The 19213-nt window shown below is 42.4% G+C and carries 20 protein-coding genes; 3 read left to right on the forward strand and 17 right to left on the reverse strand.

From position 1 onward, the window contains the following. Window positions 1-214: 214 nt before the first annotated feature. From NG22_RS11115 to NG22_RS11130, 3 genes are all read right to left on the reverse strand, one after another. Window positions 215-652, reverse strand: a complete 438-nt coding sequence (locus NG22_RS11115) for an Hsp20 family protein (RefSeq protein ID WP_053405792.1) — start codon at window positions 650-652, stop codon at window positions 215-217. A 41-nt stretch (window positions 653-693) separates the two neighbouring features. After that, window positions 694-1128 carry an Hsp20/alpha crystallin family protein gene (locus NG22_RS11120; protein WP_053405793.1) on the reverse strand — a complete coding sequence of 145 codons (435 nt, stop codon included), beginning with the start codon at window positions 1126-1128 and terminating at the stop codon, window positions 694-696. Between the two features lie 631 nt (window positions 1129-1759). After that, window positions 1760-2131, reverse strand: coding sequence for a DUF805 domain-containing protein (locus NG22_RS11130; protein WP_053405795.1), 372 nt, complete (start codon window positions 2129-2131; stop codon window positions 1760-1762). A 224-nt stretch (window positions 2132-2355) separates the two neighbouring features. On the opposite strand from NG22_RS11130, the gene NG22_RS11135 reads away from it, so the two are divergent. Continuing rightward, window positions 2356-2970: a fumarylacetoacetate hydrolase family protein gene (locus NG22_RS11135; RefSeq protein WP_053405796.1), complete on the forward strand. Its 615-nt coding sequence runs from the start codon at window positions 2356-2358 to the stop codon at window positions 2968-2970. Between the two features lie 296 nt (window positions 2971-3266). Here NG22_RS11135 and NG22_RS18045 read toward each other — a convergent pair whose 3' ends face one another. Further along, window positions 3267-3797 carry an AraC family transcriptional regulator gene (locus tag NG22_RS18045; RefSeq protein WP_216597621.1) on the reverse strand — a complete coding sequence of 177 codons (531 nt, stop codon included), beginning with the start codon at window positions 3795-3797 and terminating at the stop codon, window positions 3267-3269. A gap of 33 nt (window positions 3798-3830) precedes the next feature. Continuing rightward, window positions 3831-3998 (reverse strand): hypothetical protein, encoded by a 168-nt coding sequence (locus tag NG22_RS18340; protein ID WP_216597644.1) that lies wholly within the window; start codon window positions 3996-3998, stop codon window positions 3831-3833. 317 nt (window positions 3999-4315) lie between these two features. Between NG22_RS18340 and NG22_RS11145 the strand changes: the two genes are divergently transcribed. Then, window positions 4316-4615 carry a putative quinol monooxygenase gene (locus tag NG22_RS11145; RefSeq protein WP_053405797.1) on the forward strand — a complete coding sequence of 100 codons (300 nt, stop codon included), beginning with the start codon at window positions 4316-4318 and terminating at the stop codon, window positions 4613-4615. A gap of 406 nt (window positions 4616-5021) precedes the next feature. Beyond that, window positions 5022-5843, forward strand: coding sequence for an SDR family NAD(P)-dependent oxidoreductase (locus NG22_RS11150; RefSeq protein ID WP_053405798.1), 822 nt, complete (start codon window positions 5022-5024; stop codon window positions 5841-5843). Window positions 5844-5851: 8 nt separating this feature from the next. Here the strand turns inward: NG22_RS11150 and NG22_RS11155 are convergent, their stop codons facing one another. The 12 genes from NG22_RS11155 to rsxC form a co-directional block, all read right to left on the reverse strand. Then, window positions 5852-6658, reverse strand: a complete 807-nt coding sequence (locus NG22_RS11155; RefSeq protein ID WP_053405799.1) for a hypothetical protein — start codon at window positions 6656-6658, stop codon at window positions 5852-5854. A gap of 82 nt (window positions 6659-6740) precedes the next feature. After that, window positions 6741-7691, reverse strand: a complete 951-nt coding sequence (locus NG22_RS11160) for a DUF4249 family protein (RefSeq protein WP_053405800.1) — start codon at window positions 7689-7691, stop codon at window positions 6741-6743. A 2-nt stretch (window positions 7692-7693) separates the two neighbouring features. Further along, window positions 7694-10006, reverse strand: coding sequence for a TonB-dependent receptor (locus NG22_RS11165; protein WP_053405801.1), 2313 nt, complete (start codon window positions 10004-10006; stop codon window positions 7694-7696). A 1026-nt stretch (window positions 10007-11032) separates the two neighbouring features. After that, window positions 11033-12517 (reverse strand): ISNCY family transposase, encoded by a 1485-nt coding sequence (locus tag NG22_RS17635; RefSeq protein WP_053405802.1) that lies wholly within the window; start codon window positions 12515-12517, stop codon window positions 11033-11035. Window positions 12518-12881: 364 nt separating this feature from the next. Then, window positions 12882-13748 (reverse strand): RnfABCDGE type electron transport complex subunit B, encoded by an 867-nt coding sequence (locus NG22_RS11175; protein ID WP_053405803.1) that lies wholly within the window; start codon window positions 13746-13748, stop codon window positions 12882-12884. A gap of 67 nt (window positions 13749-13815) precedes the next feature. Beyond that, on the reverse strand, window positions 13816-14673 hold the full coding sequence (locus NG22_RS11180; RefSeq protein WP_053405804.1) for a ferredoxin--NADP(+) reductase: 858 nt from the start codon (window positions 14671-14673) through the stop codon (window positions 13816-13818). Between the two features lie 12 nt (window positions 14674-14685). Next, window positions 14686-14880, reverse strand: a complete 195-nt coding sequence (locus NG22_RS17830; protein ID WP_157601020.1) for a hypothetical protein — start codon at window positions 14878-14880, stop codon at window positions 14686-14688. 12 nt (window positions 14881-14892) lie between these two features. Beyond that, window positions 14893-15465 carry an electron transport complex protein RnfA gene (locus NG22_RS11185; protein WP_053405805.1) on the reverse strand — a complete coding sequence of 191 codons (573 nt, stop codon included), beginning with the start codon at window positions 15463-15465 and terminating at the stop codon, window positions 14893-14895. Next, window positions 15462-16115 (reverse strand): electron transport complex subunit RsxE, encoded by a 654-nt coding sequence (gene rsxE, locus NG22_RS11190; protein WP_157601022.1) that lies wholly within the window; start codon window positions 16113-16115, stop codon window positions 15462-15464. Before rsxE ends, NG22_RS11185 begins: the two co-directional genes overlap by 4 nt. 9 nt (window positions 16116-16124) lie before the next feature. Beyond that, entirely contained in the window at window positions 16125-16838 is a 714-nt protein-coding gene (locus tag NG22_RS11195; protein ID WP_082305064.1) for an FMN-binding protein, read from the reverse strand. A gap of 8 nt (window positions 16839-16846) precedes the next feature. Next, the gene (locus NG22_RS11200; RefSeq protein WP_053405806.1) at window positions 16847-17860 is read right to left on the reverse strand and encodes an RnfABCDGE type electron transport complex subunit D; all 1014 of its coding nucleotides are present in this window, start codon (window positions 17858-17860) and stop codon (window positions 16847-16849) included. Then, a complete protein-coding gene (rsxC, locus tag NG22_RS11205; RefSeq protein ID WP_053405807.1) occupies window positions 17850-19211 on the reverse strand; it encodes an electron transport complex subunit RsxC in 1362 nt (453 codons plus the stop codon). Before rsxC ends, NG22_RS11200 begins: the two co-directional genes overlap by 11 nt. Between the last annotated feature and the right edge of the window lie 2 nt (window positions 19212-19213).

The following is a 19213-nucleotide window of genomic DNA, read 5'->3' on the forward strand; positions in this document are numbered from 1 at the left end:
AGGCATTGCGCTCAAAAGATCCCTCCACCTTATATTCTGAAAAACAAAAAAGGGTCCGTCTCAAAAGTAAAACCCAGCCTCGAAGAATCGCATATTTGAAAACGCTCCTGTGGGAGGGTACTTGCATTTTTGAAAAAAAGAGGCTATCTCAAATTATGAGACAGCCTCTTTTTCATTTTGTAAATCCCCCTGACAGAAAAAAGGAAGTATCCAATCAGGCGATTTCTACCTTTTCTGCTTTGGACTGCGTCAAAGACTTAGCACCCACGGCAACCTTTAAAATACCATTTTTAAGCTTGGCCTTCACCTTATCGGAATCTGCATTTTCCGGCAAAGCAAATCGCTGCTGAAAGGCGGCATAAGAAGCATGATGTACTTGCCACACGCCCTCATTCTTTTGGGAAGCGATGCGCTTCATTGCCTTTACGACTAAATCATTCCCTTCTACCAACACCTCAATTTCGTCTCGCTTCAAATCTCCAACAGCCAATTCAATCTTAAATGCTGCCGGCACCAAAGCCTCCCGTACCCGGTTTGTGAATAAGGGAACCTCACGGTTCAAGGCACTTAGATCAATATCAGAAGTCCAAAAATCACGAACAGATTTTCCCACAACCTTCAGGAAACCTTTTATTTTTTCAAGCCATTTCATGGATACCTCCTTTCTTTAAGGGTACACCCCTCTACTTCATTTTACGAAATTTCAATTCGCTTCGCTTCAGGATTTTCGCCTTTATTTTTTTTGGGAAGCATTATTTTCAAAATACCATCTACATAATTGGCCTGAACCTCTTCCGCCAACACATTAGGATCTAATCGGAAGGTTCTGGTAAAGGAATGATAAGAATATTCCTTCCGGTGCACTTTTTCATTTTCCTCCTGCTTTTCTTCCTTTTCGGCGTGAACAGTTAACAGACCATTCTCCAATTTGAGGTTAAAATCCTCCTTGTCTAATCCCGGAGCAGCAAACTCCAGATGATAGGCCTCATCGGTTTCTTTAATGTTGACATGAGGCATTTGCTGAGTGTTTGCAGGGAAACGCCCAAAGAAATCATTTTGGAAGAAATCATCCATCCAATTTCCAAAAATGGATGGGAAAGCGGTTTGATTTGATTTTACAAGTGTCATCTTTCCATTGATTTAGGTGAAACCATCCATACACTAAAAAATGATCAAATCCCGTTCCGTTTCGGTTTTCAGACGAAATGACTTATAAATCCATCACACCTCCAAAAAACACAGACTATTTGACACATTACCAGTAACTTAACATCAAAAACAAGAAAAAACGACATCTTTTATGTGTCAAAATTTCAGCTGATTCGCCTGCCATTTACCCTCTCTTTCTATTCTTCCTAACCCCGGATTATTCACCAGCCCATAACGACGCTACAATTCAATTCATTACTGGTGATTTCTTCAGTTTTTAATTCCCCAAATTTGGGCAAATTGCCGTCTCCTCATTCACTTGCCTCCTAAGGAAAAGCTTGGAGCGGGGAACTAATCCTTCATTTTTCCTGCCTGGCAGCTAAACGGGGATTTAAGCAGGAATATTCTGGCTTAATTTTAAATACCCTATAAAGCCATATAAAAAAAACCGACTTATGGTCGGTTTTTCTTTTAGATCGAGAATGATGCAGAACATCATCATATAAATTCAAATTACTGGAAACCAAACAGGCTAATGCCAATAAAAGCAACCTAAATCTCGGCTGTAATAGTCAAATTTTCATAAGGATTCCAGCTTTTATACACAGACTTATTCTGCGGAGAAGGCTTCGATCTCATTTCTCAAATTCATTTCCGGATTTTTTGGATCATCTCCATAGTCATTCGGTCCTTTATCCCCCTCCTTACACAATAGGTATAAGTTATAAAATGGAACAAATATAAATGCACCACTTTTGCCTACATCATGCATTCTACGAAAGCCAACCGCAAAGGTAGGCACTAAAACTAATAGCCCGTAAACCAAGCTAAGGCCTGATTCTAGGTTCAAAACCGCCACATCAAAAACATTAAGTAGGATTCTAATGACCATATTAATCAGGAAAAACATCCAATATTCCTGTCGCCTTGCGCGTCCCTCAAAAACCGCATACTTTTTAAGTACCTCTAAATACCAATTCATCCACAATAAATTTAAATAAAAACAAGTTTAAATATAAAAAACAATTTAAATAATACTAGGCCTTCAAGGTGAAATAATTGTACCTTACTCATGGAAAGCCCTCATGCTAATGACAAAAAGTAATGTGGCTTCAATTTGCCCCCCTGTTTTCACAATGAAAATCGCTATGGATGCATCTGCATTCTAATATTTTTGACTCATTAAAACATTAAACAGAAATCAAGATGAAGATTTTAGCAATTGGTAAAAATTACGTTAACAAAGCGGAAGAGAAACAAGCGGTTAAAACAGGTAAGCAGGTCATTTTCTCTAAACCCTCCTCAAGTTTAGTAAAAGAAAATCAGGATGTTGTATTCCCGGCATTTACGCAAGACTTACGCTATGAAGTGGAGTTGGTCATCAAAATAGGGAAAAGTGGAAAAGATATTTCTTTAGATGATGCTCCTGCTCATATTGAGGCTTTAGCGGTGGGCATTGACTATACTGCCAAAGACATTCTGGATGATTGCCGTGCGGGAAAAGGGCCATGGGATTTGGCCAAGGGATTTGATGGTGCAGCCCCGATCTCTTCCTTTAAGCCTATTGCCAATTTCCCGGACTTGAATGATATTAACTTCAGTCTGAAAATCAATGGAGAGGAAAAGCAAACCGGCAACACCGCGTTGATGATTTACAATATGGCGGAAATTATCGCTTATACTTCTCGTTTTATGACCCTGGAAGAAGGCGATATCATTTTCACCGGAACTCCGGCCTCTGGCGCCGGACAGATTCACCAAGGCGACCAACTACAAGCCTATGTGGAGGGGGAACTTTGGCTGGATTTTAAAATGGTATAAATAATTCCATGAACAGGCTACCCGATCAAGAAGAACAAGGATGAGCGGGTAGCCCGTTTTCCTACAAAAGTCAAAGCACTTGAACCCAAATGAGGCATACTCAAATCCTTATTTAACTGCAAGTGGCGAAAAATGAAAGAATTTTCCCTATTTCCAGTGTTTTCCAACGAAACAGATGAATGAGGAGAAAGCAGGCTTATCCAAATCTGAGTAAATAAAGCCTACAAAAACGACTCAAAAAGCTAAAAATAACCAGATTAAAGAAAACCAATCCCTAAAGCGGCACTTCATTTGGGTTAAAATTCTTCGCAATTCACTTTGCCGGCTCCCCTCACTTCCATAATGGTTTTTCCATAAGCTTTCTTGAATGCTTTGGACAAATGAATACTATCCGTAAAATTCAGCTGCCAGGCCACCTCCTTTACGGATAAGTTCGTATGAATGGCTTTCATCTGCACGATTCTCAACTTCGCCCGCATGATATATTCTGCCAAAGTTAGGCCTGTATGCTTTTTAAAATATTCGGAAAAATAGGTTTTCGAAATCCCGAAACGATCCGGTATCAAGGTTAATTTCAACTGGCCATTATCGTGAAGGTGAGCATTAATATACCGCAATATTTCCCAAAATTTTTCCTCTCGGTCATTCGCTGAATCTACATATTTTTTCTCAATACTCCGGGCCATCACATTCAAAACCGAGGCCAGTGCTCCGGATATAATCGCATCAGAAAAACCATCATTTTCAATGGCCTCCTGGTAAATAGACTTAATATTCTGAATAATAAATTCGCGTTCCCATACTGTTGGGATAAAATCTCCCGGCACCTATTATAATTCGCTTCAATATAGGCAATTCGGTCAAACCACGCTTTGTAACCTGGCAGTACACCTTCCTTTAAAAAAATAATGATCGATGAACCAGACAAAGTAAAAACAACTGGGCTCCATTACCTTAAAAAAATGGTAATCCCTCGGGGGCAATAAAAATACATTCCCTTCCCGATAATCAAACTCACGCTCATTGATACATTGCCGCCCTCTTCCCCTTGCTACCTACACAATTTCAAAAAATTATGCTGATGAGATCTTTTCTCTCAGCTGCTGAGTTCCTCCCTGTGGATTTCAAATAACTACCCTGTTGATTCTCTAAGCATGGTATTTTTATTGGCTTATCCCCTGTAATTTAAGCAAAAGGAGTAAAAATCATCCGGATTACAAAGGGGCATTCTGGTAATCGATGGCATCTTATCTTTCCTATTCCATCAAACCTTTTTTCATACCGCAGGCCTGACTAGGAGTTCACTTTGTGATCAACAATACACTGATAAAATGAGCAATTAAAAATTAACTATTGTAGTGCGAATCCGAGTAAAAGGGGGCAAAGAGCATTTGTAAAGAAAGAGCTATTAAAATTAATTGAGGTGACCAGAGCTGAAAAAGCTTGTATCAATTACAACCTCCATCAGGACAATGAAAATCCGGATTTATTCCTCTTTTTTGAAAAATGGGAAAATAGGGAACTATGGCAGACGCATATGCAAAACGAACATCTTAAAAGATATATGGAAGTTACTGAAGGTGCCGTGGAAGAGTTTGTTTTGCATGAAATGATGCACATAGCACAGACAAAATCTTTACTTTAATAGGATGCTCAAATCCCAAATCCTTTTGGCGATGTTTAATTATTCGGCATTGGATATTTCCTCATCAAGGAAGACTGGCTTCCTACCGGTTTTCCTCCTTCTAAAAAATTAGTGACTAAATATGAAGAAAAGCAGGTATCAGGGACAGCAGTCACGAACAAAGTGATGGAAATTCTGAAGATATGGGCTTATGAATCATCATTTTGAGGCCTTCCATACAAACAGCCCTTGATTTCAGGAATAATCGGGACAATGATCCCTCATTGAAAAAAATGACTTGGCAGCAGCGATCACGGTTTTATTGAAGTCAAAAGTGAATAGGCTAAGCAAAATTTAAGGACAACCGAATACTTTATGAAAGATATTTGGTTATGTTTTTAATCAATACCTAAAAGGTGAAAAATTAATGAGCAAGACGATATTCATTACAGGAAGTACAGATGGCATTGGTAAAATGACGGCGGAACAATTGGCCAAAAAAGGGCATGAAATAATTATTCACGGGCGCAATGACCAAAAAGTGCAGGCTACGGTTGAATCCATTAAAACGACTAGCGGAAATGAAAATATCCACGGTATTGTTGGAGATTTATCTGAATTTTCTACTATTCAAAACCTGATTTCAGATATCAAAAGTCGCTTTTCCAAAATAGATATTCTGATCAATAATGCCGGGGTTTTTAAGTCAATCAATCCGACCAATCACACGGGACAGGAATTACGCTTTATGGTAAATTATCTGGCTCCATATGCTTTAACCTATGGCCTGATGCCCTTACTGAAAAACGGAGAAGATGCCCGAATTATTAACCTCAGTTCTGCCGCTCAGGCACCGGTATCGCTGAAGGCGCTGGAGGGAAAAAGCCATCTTTCCCAACAAGAAACTTATGCGCAAAGTAAATTAGCGCTGACCATGTGGAGTTTTTATCTGGCGCAACAGGAACCGGAACTCAATATAATTGCCGTAAATCCTGGTTCTTTGTTGAATACCAGAATGGCACGGGAAGCTTATGGAACCTTCTGGTCCCCGGCAAATAAAGGAGCCGACATCCTTTATCAGCTTGCGCTTTCTACGGAAGTGAATGGTGCCAGTGGTCAGTATTTTGATAATGATATGGGAAATTTCAATCGAGCGCATGGAGATGCTTATGCCTCAGAAAAAATCCGATTGCTTATAGACAGTACTCAAAAAATCATCAAGGAGTATATTCCATCTCTTTCCTATTAGCAAGAATTTTACTGAATCTTTGGTTCAAGCAAAACATGTAAAACATGAACATAAGCATTCTGCCTCCCCGATAAATTGGCTTCATTAATTCTTAATAAATGATAAGCCCCCTGATGTTGAAAAAAATGCGTCATGCGATTGTCCACATGAAATAAATCTTTGGAGAAGTGATCAGAGTCAAAAATTACTTCTCCCTTATTTTCATTACGGATGATGTACTTTGTGCCTCCTTTATCATCCATAATCTCCAGCTTGAAAGGGGATAAATATTGTCCCTTGTAGGTCCATGAGTCCTCACTTTTTCCTTTTTGCCATTTAATATATTGATGATGGCGGAAGGAAGATATCTGTTCTTCGTTTTTTATCACATTAAACAAGCCCAAATCCTCCAGCTCTGCTGCCGAAAAACTCGCCAGAATTTCCCCTTTAATATTTTTCACCTTTAAACTCCCCTGCTCTAAACCCAACACCAGCCCTTTAAAAGCCTGCAACTGTTCATTCCCCAGGGTCTCCCGATATTCTGTTTCCTCAAACTTGACACTCACTTCCGGCTGCACCAAACCTCCTTTTTCATCCAAGGCCACCCAATTCTCCACCGAGCAATTTAATATTGGCTTTGCCGGAGATTCGCCTGTGAAATTATTTTTAAACAGCAATAAAATTACAGCGACTACCTCCAGTATTAGCGCCGTAAAAATGCGCTTCCGGTACCATTCGTCCATTTTGGGCACCCAGCCCACAATGCTTAGCAAGCCAATAACGGCAGTCAGAAAAAAGATGACTAAAAATCCATATTGAAGAATAAGCAGGAACATCACAATTGGTTAAATCAATATCAAAAAACTTCACTAATGTAGTAATAATATTCATAAGCTCCATTTCCTGAATCACTTCTCATTATTCCCAATAATCAGGTCCCCAGTAGTCCGGTTCTTCAGGATATTCCGGGGCTTCAGGAAGATTTTCAATTTCATAAATATCAATGACCGATCCTGTGAGAATTCCCGCCCCGCCCGGTATATTCGAATAAACATTCACAGGCTCTGCCAGGATATTATCTTTAGAGAAACTATAATTACGGAAAGACAAATCATAACGATAATGCGCTTCAGTGGTGGTGCGCAAAGCCAGATGGGTTTCTTCCTTAAAATGAGCCCCGGAGATCAATTGTTTAATCTCCAGGGTCACGATATCCTCCTCCCACATTTCCCGGGAAAAAACCGTGGCATGGTCCCGGTAGTCGTCCACTCCAAACTCAAAGCCTGCCTGCCAATAAGCCGCCTTTGTCGTATATTTTCTTCTGGAACAAAATGGGATTTCCCAATCTAGCTTTTCATCGGAACTCAAATTATGAAGAATTATTTCAAAATAAGCCGAGGTCTGGGGCAGCTGCATTTTAACGAAAAGGGAGCGCTCATTAGTTTCGGGAAATTCCTCTACCCATGCCCTTAAAACTTCCAGGTTCCGCTCCGGCAACTCAAAAGGAATACGCAAAGGCTTAAAACCCTCCGCTGACACCTCTGCCTCATACCTTTCGCCTTCCTTTAGCAAGCTTTCTTCCAAACCTAAAAAAGAATAATCATTATAATATCCATCGGAATGACACCGGTCGCCCATTGGCAATGCCTTGCCTTCATGAAATATCCGAACCTGCGGATTTTTCAAGTCCGGATAATCATTTTCCTGGGGGCGTTTAGATCCACTCACATTGATGACAAAAGGGTCACGATCCGACAAAACCCCGTTCACCACCAAAAGTGGCTCCATGGAGGAAATATCAATATGAATGACGGATTCACAGGCGACCATCATCACAGCCCCAAGTATAAAAAACAATATCTTTTTCATGATCAGAACTTAAAGTTATAGGAAATGGACGGAATGATTGGAAAAAGAGTCACGGCATCATATCCACCGGACCAGCTACTGTAAAAAGGGTCCACGAAAAATACATTTTTCCTATTGTAAACATTATAGACAGAGATCACCCAGGAGCGCTCTCCCCACCTCTTCTGTTTGGTATGAGTCAAGGATAAATCCATTCGGTGGTAAGCCGGCATCCTAAAACTGTTTCTACCCCCATATTCATTTATTTCACCACCGTAACCGGCATCTGCCGGAGGTTGCAACTGCCGAACGGGCAATGAAATCGCATTGCCGGTACCATAAACAAAGGTCCCGCTCAGGCTCCATTTCTTCCCCAGCTCATGATTTACCACCAGGGAAATATCGTGCCTGCGGTCATATTTATAAGGAAAAGCATCTCCGAGATTAATATCATCAAACTGCCGCATAGATTTGGACCAGGTATAGCCCAACCAGCCTGTCGTTTTTCCTACCTTCTTCTGAATTAAAAGCTCTAAACCGTAACTCCAAGCCTGACCGGAGGTCACTAAATCTTCCCAATTGCCATTAAAATTAAAAAAAGAAGCGCCCTCTCTGTACTCCACCACATTGTTCATTTTTTTATAATATCCTTCCAGAGAATATTCAAGCTTTCCCTTGGAAAAGGCGGTACCCAAGGCCCATTGGTGCCCCTCCTGTGGCTTTACCCGCTGGGTAACCGGCACCCACAAATCAGTAGGCAGGCCAAATGCTGAAGAGGTTAATAAATGAAGATTTTGATTCATTTGCGCATAGGAAGCCTTCCAGGACCAATCACGATTCACCAAATAGCGCACAGAGACACGGGGCTGAATACTTGGGTACCAATGATCCTGTACATAATTGAAGGTGGCGTTTACTCCAATATTTGCTGAAAATCGCTCATGAATCTTCCATTCGTCTTCCACATAAGCCGTATATTCCATGGAATTGACCTGATCACTGCCCTTAATATTAATTTCAGCAAGATCCTCATCCCCATCCAGATCAAACACGCCCGGACGAAACCGATGAAAGACAGACTGCATCCCAAAGCGGATGTAATGCTGAGGGGAAGGAATAAAATCAAAATCATATCGTAAAGTATAATCCTGAATTCCGGATAAATAAACCAAATTCATTTCTTGCTCTTCCCCACCATAACGGTCTTTGAGGAAAAAGCCCACCCGGAATTGATAGTCACTGACATTAAAAGATAAATTACTAAACAATCGATCATTGAACAGGTGATTCCAGCGCACCGTCCCTAAAACATTTCCCCAATAAAGTCCTAGATCAAAATCTTCATAGTCTGATTTCGTCCCTCCAAATCCTTTATCACGACCAAAATAACCGGAAAAGTAAAGTCGATCTTTATCGCCCAGTTTAAAATTAAACTTCGCATTGGTATCGTAGAAATAATAACCCGCCTTATTATTCTTAGGCATAAAAGGTCTGGCAACCAGATCCAAATAAGTTCTCCGACCGGAAATAATAAAACTGGATTGTTCTTTTTTGAGCGGGCCTTCCAAAGAGAATTTGGAGGAGATCAAGCCTACCGCTCCGGCTCCCTGAAACTCCTGGTCATTCCCTTCTTTCATTTTCACATCAATCACCGAAGAAATCCGACCTCCGTATCTTGCCGGAAAACCGCCTTTAATCAGGTCCACCTTATTGATCGCATCAGCATTGAAAACGCTGAAAAAGCCCAGCAAGTGAGAGGCATTATACAACGGAACACCATCCAGCAATATCAGATTCTGGTCCGGCCCGCCGCCCCGAACATACAATCCCGAAGTCCCCTCCGTTCCGGATTGCACCCCGGGTAACAACTGAATCACTTTTAAAACATCCACCTCTCCGAAAAGCGCCGGCACCTGTTTGATATCCGCCAATGGTAATTCAATCGTACTCATTTGTACCTGACTGGGTAAATCTTCCCTTGGTGCTTCCACCGTTATCTCTTTCAATAATAAATCGCTGGATAGCCTTAAATTTAGGCGTTTACTTTCATTCGCAAGAAATTGCCTACGCTCATTCTGATAGCCCACATAGGAGAAATACAGATCTACAGAGTCAGGAGCGATGGTCAGGCTGTAAAAGCCATAGGCGTTCGTTACGGCGCCTTTTCCTGATTTCTGATCGTAGACGGAAGCCCCAATCAAATGTTCCCCGGTACGGGCATCTGACAGGTAACCACTAATCGTAATTTTAGATTGCGCAAAAACTCCCTTAAAAAGGATAAAAAACGCAATAATAAAAACAAAAGAAAATCGAGCTATTAGAGGTGGTCTTAACATTATAAATTGCAGTAGGTAGATAGGAATCCCTGCTAAAATAACTCAAAATAACATAAATAATACCATCAAAAATATAGTTTAACTAAAATTAACGACCAATACGCAATAAATGCTATTCCAAACAAAAGACATTGAAACCACTATAACAAAACCAATACAAGGCTTAAGATTATAAAAAACATAATCAACCGGTTAAAACAAAAAATCCCCACTTGGTTAAAGTGAGGATTCTTATGAAAAGTATTTTTAAAATTCTAATCGAGAATTAGACTATTGCAGAAGTGATCCAGTATTAACCCGAATTATTCACCGCTAAATTCAGTAACTTAAATTAACTGATTCACTATCCAATCATTACATTCACGCCTACAGTTTTTTTATAGCCCAAATTCGGGCAAGCTTGTTTTCTCCTCATTCATCTCCTTCGTTGGAAAAAAATCGAAATAGGAGACTATCCCTTCATTTTTCCAGCCTTGCAGCTAAAAGAGGATTGAAGCATGAATCATCCGGGTCAAAAAGCATCACCATCATTTAGAACATTGCTGCCATTACCCCTATTACTTCAAATCTATAGCCAGAGGGACTAAATTAAACCGAATATGGCACCACCAGATGCTCTACCTTAAGAGCATGTTTAGAAGCGCACCACAGGCTGCAAATTCGAATTATTGAAAACGATTTTGGATAATTTCTCCACAATAGCGCTGCTATTCGCTCAAAATAATCGGGTATCGTTTCTGCAATAATCAAATTTTCCCTTCGAATTTCGGTTTTTGAACGCACTCTTAATTAGTGGCTGTAAGAAAATGAAACACAATATTTTAAAATATAACAGAAACAATATTGTTGTGCACTATTGGTATGGCTTGATTATTGGATATTTATCCTTTGATTGCTAAAATCTATCATTTTTGACAGAAGAAGACATTGAAGGTTATTTTACGACAATTATTTGAAAATTAAGACATACAGAATTTAGCCTTTAGTAAATCTAGAGGCTTTATTCCATTCTAAAAGGCAGCTTCTTTAAGCGGCAGATATAATTTTTTTATATCGTGTTTTTTCCTTTTTAATTTTTATTTCATTTAATCGTTTTCCTATTTTATGCAAATTATATGCTGTAATTCCCAGGGCTACATAATTTCGAAATTGCTCAGGAGATCTATTTGGACACCTATCTAACCCTCTATTCTCCAATTCATTGATGTTAGATTCTATAGCAGAGTGCGCATTTTTTAATAATTTAAAGGGTTTACTCTTTTCTTCAGCCTCTTCCGTTTTATTTCGTTTACCTAGTTTAGGCATTATCAACTGCAAATCAGGGAAAACTTCCTGAATTAACGCTTTATTTTCTTTTGAAGAAAATCCTTTATCTGTACTCCAAGATGATACTAATTGATATTTTTCTAGTACTCGATCAATAATATCCATAATCGAATCTCTGTCTGATAAATTATCCCCAAGACAATGATCAACAATAAGCCCAAATTGATCTGTTGTGACAAATAACTTTTTCCCTATTTCAATTGGGGGGCGTTTCTTTCCCTTTTTTATCCATTCTGTGAAAGGAAGATAGAGGGAATAGACTTTTTCTGATGCTGGGATTTTCTCTTGGCCAATTATTCTTCGCTCCAACAAGTTTATATGTTTTTCAAACATCAACTTAAACCACTCAACTTTAATAAGAACCAACAGTGTCTTTTGGTCAATAAGCAATGCCGGCATATCTTTTTCCCAAAAATCAGCAACCTTTTTGTATAGTGATTTTGCTTTATTCAAATATGCCTGGCAAGCTTCAATTTCATTTTTAGCTTTATTTTTCCCACCTGCTGAGGTAGCTCTCCCAAAAGATCTACAGAGTGATTTTAATTTACTTGATTCGCTTTTTACTTCTCTCCAACCTTTTACTTTATGCTGTTTTGCTATTTCACCGATCATATTTAGGCATTTGCGACCAGCTTCAAAAAGTAATACATAATCCGATGGAAAAGTCGTATTTGTTTCAACAACAAAACTATCTGTTTTTAAGGATAATGGATCCGAGTCTTTTTTTTTAAATATACCATGTCCAAATTCAACAATAACAGCATTAATTTTTTTTAGTGTTTCATCATCAACCAAGCTAACATTATCATAAATATTTTGAAAGGTATATTCATCCACTGATTCACCAGCAAGACCAAGATTAATTTGTTTTCCCAGCATCCTTCGAACCAAAACGTTATAATTTGCCAAATTTAGAAGATCATCGTATGATAAATTCTGACACAATCGTAATTGAGCCAAAACAAAAACTTCCCATAATCCCATCCCTTTCCTTCCTGAAGTCTGACTAGTCCCAATGGCCTCTTGCAAAAGTTTTTCTATGCGAACACTAATTTCCTTATTCATGTAGATCGCTTGAAGAGCCCGTAATAAATTAACAATATGATCTCGTGTGTTGCTAGGAAATTGAACCTCACTTATAGGTATTGTGTTAATTTTGAGTTGTTGGGTGAATCCGCTGCGCATAGTTAAAAAAAGTATGAGTTTTGAGCCTTAAATGAGTGTTATCCGTGTATTACGATTAAATAAAAGCATTTTCTTTGACTTTTTCGAAAAAACTCATTTTCAATTATCACTAAAAATCGATGATATTAGGCCTATATAAACGATTTTAGAGTTTTCGGACAAGCACTAATTAAAGACAAACTGATTTGAAGGGTCTCTTCCAAATACCGGGCGAAAGCGGACCGAAGCATTCGAGAAGCTCGCACTACCTGAAGCTTTTCTCTGTGAAGAATACGGCCCTTTTCTATTTTTCAGGCTTGTAATATGATCCCATAAAAAATCCCCGACCACAATGGCAGGGGATTTTTCATTATGAAATTTTTGCTTAACTCAAACCTACTCTCTTCTCTCCCTTTCGGATAATCTTCCGACTCTCCTTCCCTCTCTGCGGACCTTTGTCCTTATCCCACCAGACGATGGCTCCGGATGCACAGCGGTCAATCGCTTCCCGGTTTTGAACCGCCTTGCCATATTGGATCACCGGCAACTGATGCTCCATGGCAATTAAACCATCACTGGCATCAACAGCACATTTACCACAAGCGGTACAGCCTACCTCGCAATCCTCCAACACCTGATCGCCAAATTCCAGATTCTTGCAGGCCACCCATAAATGGTGACTTAGCGGCTGAATACTTAGCAGTGCTTTCGGACAAGCCTCCACGCAATCCCCACAGGCCGTACATTTATCCACATCAATGACCGGTAAGCCATGTTCATTCAGGTGAATCGCATCAAAATCACAGACGACTTTACAATCTCCATGTCCCAGACATCCATAAAAACAACCCTTCTCTCCTCCAGAGATTAAAGCCGCTCCACGGCAGCTGTCCAAGCCATGATAATTTGCCCGATTGATGGCCACATTTTTCCCTCCGGCACAAGCCAGTCGGGCTACCTGCTTCTCCTCTGCCCCCAAACTAACGCCAAGATATTCTGCAATGGCGACTTGCCCTTCCTCCGAATTCACCGAACATTTACCTGGAAGGAGTTCTCCTGATACCAAAGCCTCTGCGAAGGGCCGACAACCCGGTTTCCCACAGGCCCCGCAATTGGCTTGCGGCAGTAAATCATTCACCACATCGATCCGTGGGTCTTCAAAAACATATAGCTTTTTATTGGCGACAATCAACATGATCACCAACAACAGCGTCAGGCCTCCCAATGCCGATAAAGCAATTATTATAGACATAAAAAAATGATTTTCTTTTCAAAAGATAGAAAGGCCGTGGACTGCTCCCGACCTTTCATGAATTGAGCTAGTAAATGACTTCAGCCCACTTGCCACCAGCCACCAGCTCGGCTTTTCTTGACTCCCAGGCTTCTTTACTGCCCAAAATTTCCGCAAAAGCTCTATTAAGATTATCCCTTACCTTCTCAAATCCCGCCACATATACATAAGTATTGTTCATCGAAAGCATCTCCAGAATTTCTTCCGCCTGCTCCACCATGGCCGCATCTAAGGCTACGGGATCAGCCCAATGTGGGCGTGGACTAATGGCCTGAAAAGCTTTGAAGGTTTCCTCATCATAATAGTTTTTCAAGTCCCCGTTCTCCTCATTCATATAAGGCATTTCCAAGCCGGTTTTTGCCCCATAGAATAATCTTACTTTTCCTCTCCATCCCGTACGGGTATTGTAAATATGCTTAATAAACGCACGGAAAGGGGCTATTCCGGTTCCCATTCCAATGAGAATCATATTGGCACTATTGTCTTTGGGCACATTGAAAGCCAAATCAAATGGGCCGGTAATGGTAATTACTTCACCTTCCTTACGGTCGCAAAGGTAATTGGAACAAATCCCATTATACTCCTCACCACTGAACTCATCTAAGAATTTACAACGCTTCACCAACATGGTAATTCTCGTTTTGCCATTTTCCTTGGAAGGTAAATCCGAGACCGAATATAAACGGTGATGAAAAGTGTTACCGAACATACCGGCACTGTTGACCAGCACTCCAAAGCTATTGTTAATGGCGCAGGTAAAATCATCATCCAAAACTTCGAGAATCAACTCCCGAATTTCATCCGTTCCTTCCGGAGTTAAACGCTGGCTGCTGATCACTTCAGCCTGATATTTCTGATCGGTGGGATAGTCTATAATATGTGTCATGCTTGTATGATTTTAGATTGATAAAAGGTTTTCATTTTTCTTCTTGCAAACTTTCTTACATCGGCAGCCAGCACATCGCCCTCTGGCTTCCAGCGCATCGGCCGTCTCCGGAGTGGCGAAAAATCGCTTCCAAAAATGCTGAATGGCGAGCCAGCAAAACATCATCCCAATGATGGCAGCACTGCTAATGATAAATGAAGTGAACATATTGACGTTTACTTAAAGTCCTGAAAATCCCATAAATGACAGGGACAATATCCCTGCAATAAAAAGCGTGAGTACAGTGCCTTTGACCACCTTGGGCACATCGGCAAAGTCCAGTTGCTCCCGTAATCCGGCCATCAGCATCAGTGCGATGGTAAATCCGGCTCCTGCGCCTAAGGCATATACCAAGCTCTGCACAAAACTGTAATTCTTGGCAGTTTGGAAGAGCACCAAACCCAGAATCGCACAGTTGGTCGTGATCAGCGGCAGGAAAATCCCCAGGGCCTGAAAGAGGGCCGGGCTCATTTTCTTGATGAACATTTCCACCAATTGTACGGTGGAAGCTATCACCACAATAAAGCTGATCAGCTGCAGATAAGGCGCATTCAGCGCCGTGAGCAACATATTGATACCAAAGCCACAGGCCGAGGCGATCAACATCACGAAGGTCACCGCCGCCCCCATCTTGGAGGCGGTCTCCAGCTTACCTGAAACCCCTAAAAACGGACAAATTCCGAGAAAGTAAGCCAACACAAAGTTGTTGATCAGGCAGGCGTTGATGAATATATTCCAAAGTGATTCATTCATGATTTCGCACGTTTTTCTTTAAAAATATTAAAGACCAAAAGCCAAAGCGCCAGGGTGAAGAATCCGCCTGCAGGCAAGATCATCACAATCCAGTTCTCAAAACCTTCCGGGAAGAGGGCATAACCAAATACGCCGCCGTCGCCCAGAATTTCTCTCACTACTCCCAGGCACAGCAGCGCAAAGGTGAAGCCTATTCCCATTCCCAGCGCATCCATGATGGATTTACCGAGATTGTTCTTAGAGGCAAAAGCTTCTGCCCGGCTCAATATCAAACAGTTCACCACGATCAGGGAAATAAATGCCCCCAGGCTTTTGTGTAATTCTACACTAATGGCCTGAATGGTGTAGTCCGTCACCGTAACAAAGGTGGCTATGATCAGAATGTAGGAAGATATCCGCACCTGCTTGGGAATAAAATTCCGCAACAGAGAAATCAGGATATTGGACATCAGCAATACAAATGCAGTCGCCAGCCCCATGGCCAGGGCATTTCCCGCCGTATTGGTCACCGCCAGTACCGGGCACATCCCGAGCACCTGCACAAATACCGGATTCTCCCGCCAGAGTCCTTTAATGAACTCATCGGTGGTCGGTGTTTCCTTTTTTGGAATGACCGCCTTTTCCTCTTTTTTAGCTATCGTTGTTTCCATTCCAATGTATTAAGGTTGTGCCTGCTGACTGAATACCTGCTGATGCTTCACCAGCTGTGGTGCTAAAGTCGCGGTGCTTTTTGCTAATATATCTCCTATGGCTCTGGAGGAAATGGTGGCACCGGTGATGCCATCAATCTCCCAGGCATTTACTTTCTCCCCACTTTTCACAGTCAAGATGGGGTTGGTGACTGCAAGCCCGTCTGCAGTCAAACCAACCTCCAGTGCCTCGAAATTGGCAACAAAGTTTTCATCCTTCTCGATTTTATCTCCCAGTCCCGGTGTCTCCTTACTTTCCAGCACGTACATGCCGACGATCTTGGAGTCCGCCAGTCGGTAGCCATACAAAATCCGGATGATGTCCGCATAGCCCTGGCCAGCAGCTTCCACCGCCACACCAACCAGCTTTCCGGCATCATCATATCCGGCATAGACGACTGACTTCCCTTTGGCATCCCCTTCCAGTAGCTGAAAGCCACCGTCGGCCAATTGCTCAAAAGTTTTCGTCTGAGAAATGCCCGGCAACACTTTGAATATCGCCTGTTGCAAGGCTTCCGCCTTCAATCGCTCAATTCTGGGTGCTGTTCCTTCATAGACCGAAACAATCAGTAAGGCACAGGCCAGGCCGATGCCTACCATGGCGATCAACATTTTAGTGCTGCTCGCCTCATTGGCTTGTTCGGGAGCTGTCGCTTTCGCCTTTGGTTGTGCTATCTTTTCCATCGTCTCCATTAGCTTTTGCGTTTTACAGTTCCGTACACTCGGTTTTTAAAGATGCGATCCAGCTGTGGTGCCAAAGCATTGGCCAGTAGAATTGCATACATCACCCCTTCGGGCAATCCACCCCAAATCCGGACCACGACAACCATAATTCCAATAAAGGCGCCATACACCCAAATCGCTTTAGGATTGAGCGGAGAACCGACCATGTCCGTGGCCATAAAGAAAGCACCGAGCATCAGTCCGCCTGAAAGCAGCATGAATACCGGTGATGGATAGTTGGTCGCATCTAGCAGGTAGAGGGCGCCACTGAACAAGAATACAGTCCCCAGTATGGATACCGGAATTCGCCAGTTAATCATCCGGCGTGCGTACAAATACAGTCCTCCAAGGATAATCAGTATCGCGCAGGTTTCACCCGCTGAGCCACTCACCTGCCCGAAGGCCAGTTCTGCAGCAGGAGCTGTGATATGGTCGAACTTAAATGCGGAAAGCGGAGTGGCTCCGGAGACGCCATCAAATACCGGTGACATAAAAGGCATGGCTTTTAATGAGGTCGGGATGGTGGTAAACCGGTCCGGACGGAAAGCTTCCTGCCAGGTGGTAATGGCCACCGGGAAGGCGGCCTGCAAAACGGCACGTCCTACCAATGCAGGGTTGAAAACATTCATCCCCAAACCACCAAACACAAATTTTCCCAGCGCAATGGCAATTACCCCTCCACAGAAAGTCATCCATAAAGGAAATATCGGTGGGAGCGTCAAGCCCAAGAGCAAACCGGTAATCACTGCGGACCAATCCGAAAGGCTACTTTCCTTTCCGGAGAGTTTACAGAGCACATATTCGGTCAAAAGACAGGACACCAGTGCGGTGAAAATCACCCAAAAGGCAGCCGTCCCGAAAGCGTAAATCGAAAAGAGGACCATTGGCATAATGGCATACACCACATTGCGCATGATCACCTCCGTACTCATGCCCCGCTGAATATGCGGCGAAGTACTAATATCTAAAGTCTTAGTTAGCATGGGCCTTGGATTTACGTTTTCTCACCATTGATTTCGCAATGCGGAATTGCTGCACCAGTGGAATGTGCGATGGACATTCGTAGGAACAGGAACCGCATTCAAAGCAATCCATCAGATTATGATGATCTGCCATTTCCTGATAGGCTTCATTTTTGGCTAAAATGCCCAGCTGACTCGGGTTCAAAAACATCGGACAAGCCTCCACACAAGCACCGCATTTGATGCAAGGGTATACTTTCTGTTGTTTTTTCACTTCCTTATCCGTGAAAACCAGAATCCCGGAAGTCCCCTTGGTAATGGAAATATCCAGATTGGATACCGCCATCCCCATCATCGGGCCACCCAGATAAACTTCGGAAATATTATCCTCCACCCCGACTTCCTCCAGTACATAGCGTAATGGTGTGCCGATTGGAATCAAATAATTACCTTTCTTTTTCACGCCAGGGCCCGTAATGGTCACTACCCTTTCCTGAATCCCCTGCCCATGGGGCAACAAACGGCCTATTTCGGCGGTGGTGGCCACATTGACCACCACTACGCCTACATCAATAGGTAATCCGCCTGAGGGAACCTCCAGACCTAAAGTCGAAGTGATCAACATCTTCTCTGAACCTTGCGGGTATTTCACCGGCACCACCTTGACTTCCAAAGGTAAATCCTTCGGCAGGTGGGCGTTCAGGTGATCCGCCGCATTTTGCTTATTCGCCTCAATGCCGATGATGGCACGCTTCGCTCCTGTCGCTTTCAACAGATAGCGGACGCCCATATAAATATCCTCGGCCTGCTCGAGCATTACCCGATGGTCGGTGGTGAGAAAAGGCTCACATTCCACCCCATTGAGGAGTAATACCTCACAGTGTTTATCGTCTGGCACCTTCAACTTGACATGGGTGGGAAAGGCGGCTCCGCCCAATCCCACGATTCCTGCATCCTGCACGCCCTTCAGAATTTCTTCCGGGCTGGCGGTATCCAAATCCACCGGAGTACCTTCCATCACCTCCTGACCGGAGAAAGGAAAGGCTTCCAGGAAAATGCCGGGTACCATTTTGCCCGAGGCAGAGGGTACATTGGCAATTTTCCGAATGGTACCGGAAACCGGTGCATGCACTGGTACGGAAACATAGCCGCCGGCCGTTGCAAGCAACTGACCACGGCTCACTTCCTGACCTTCCCGTACTACTGCCTGAGAAGGCGCACCAATGTGCTGCACTAGTGGCAGGACAACCACCGGAGCAAAGGAAAATTGCCGAATGGCCATATCCCTTGTATCCTCCTTATGCTCCGGCGGATGAATCCCATGTTGAAAGGTGTCATGATGTCGGTTAAATAATAAATTCAACAACTGCATAA

This window comes from Persicobacter sp. CCB-QB2 (assembly GCF_001274635.1).
Classification (GTDB): domain Bacteria; phylum Bacteroidota; class Bacteroidia; order Cytophagales; family Cyclobacteriaceae; genus Persicobacter; species Persicobacter diffluens.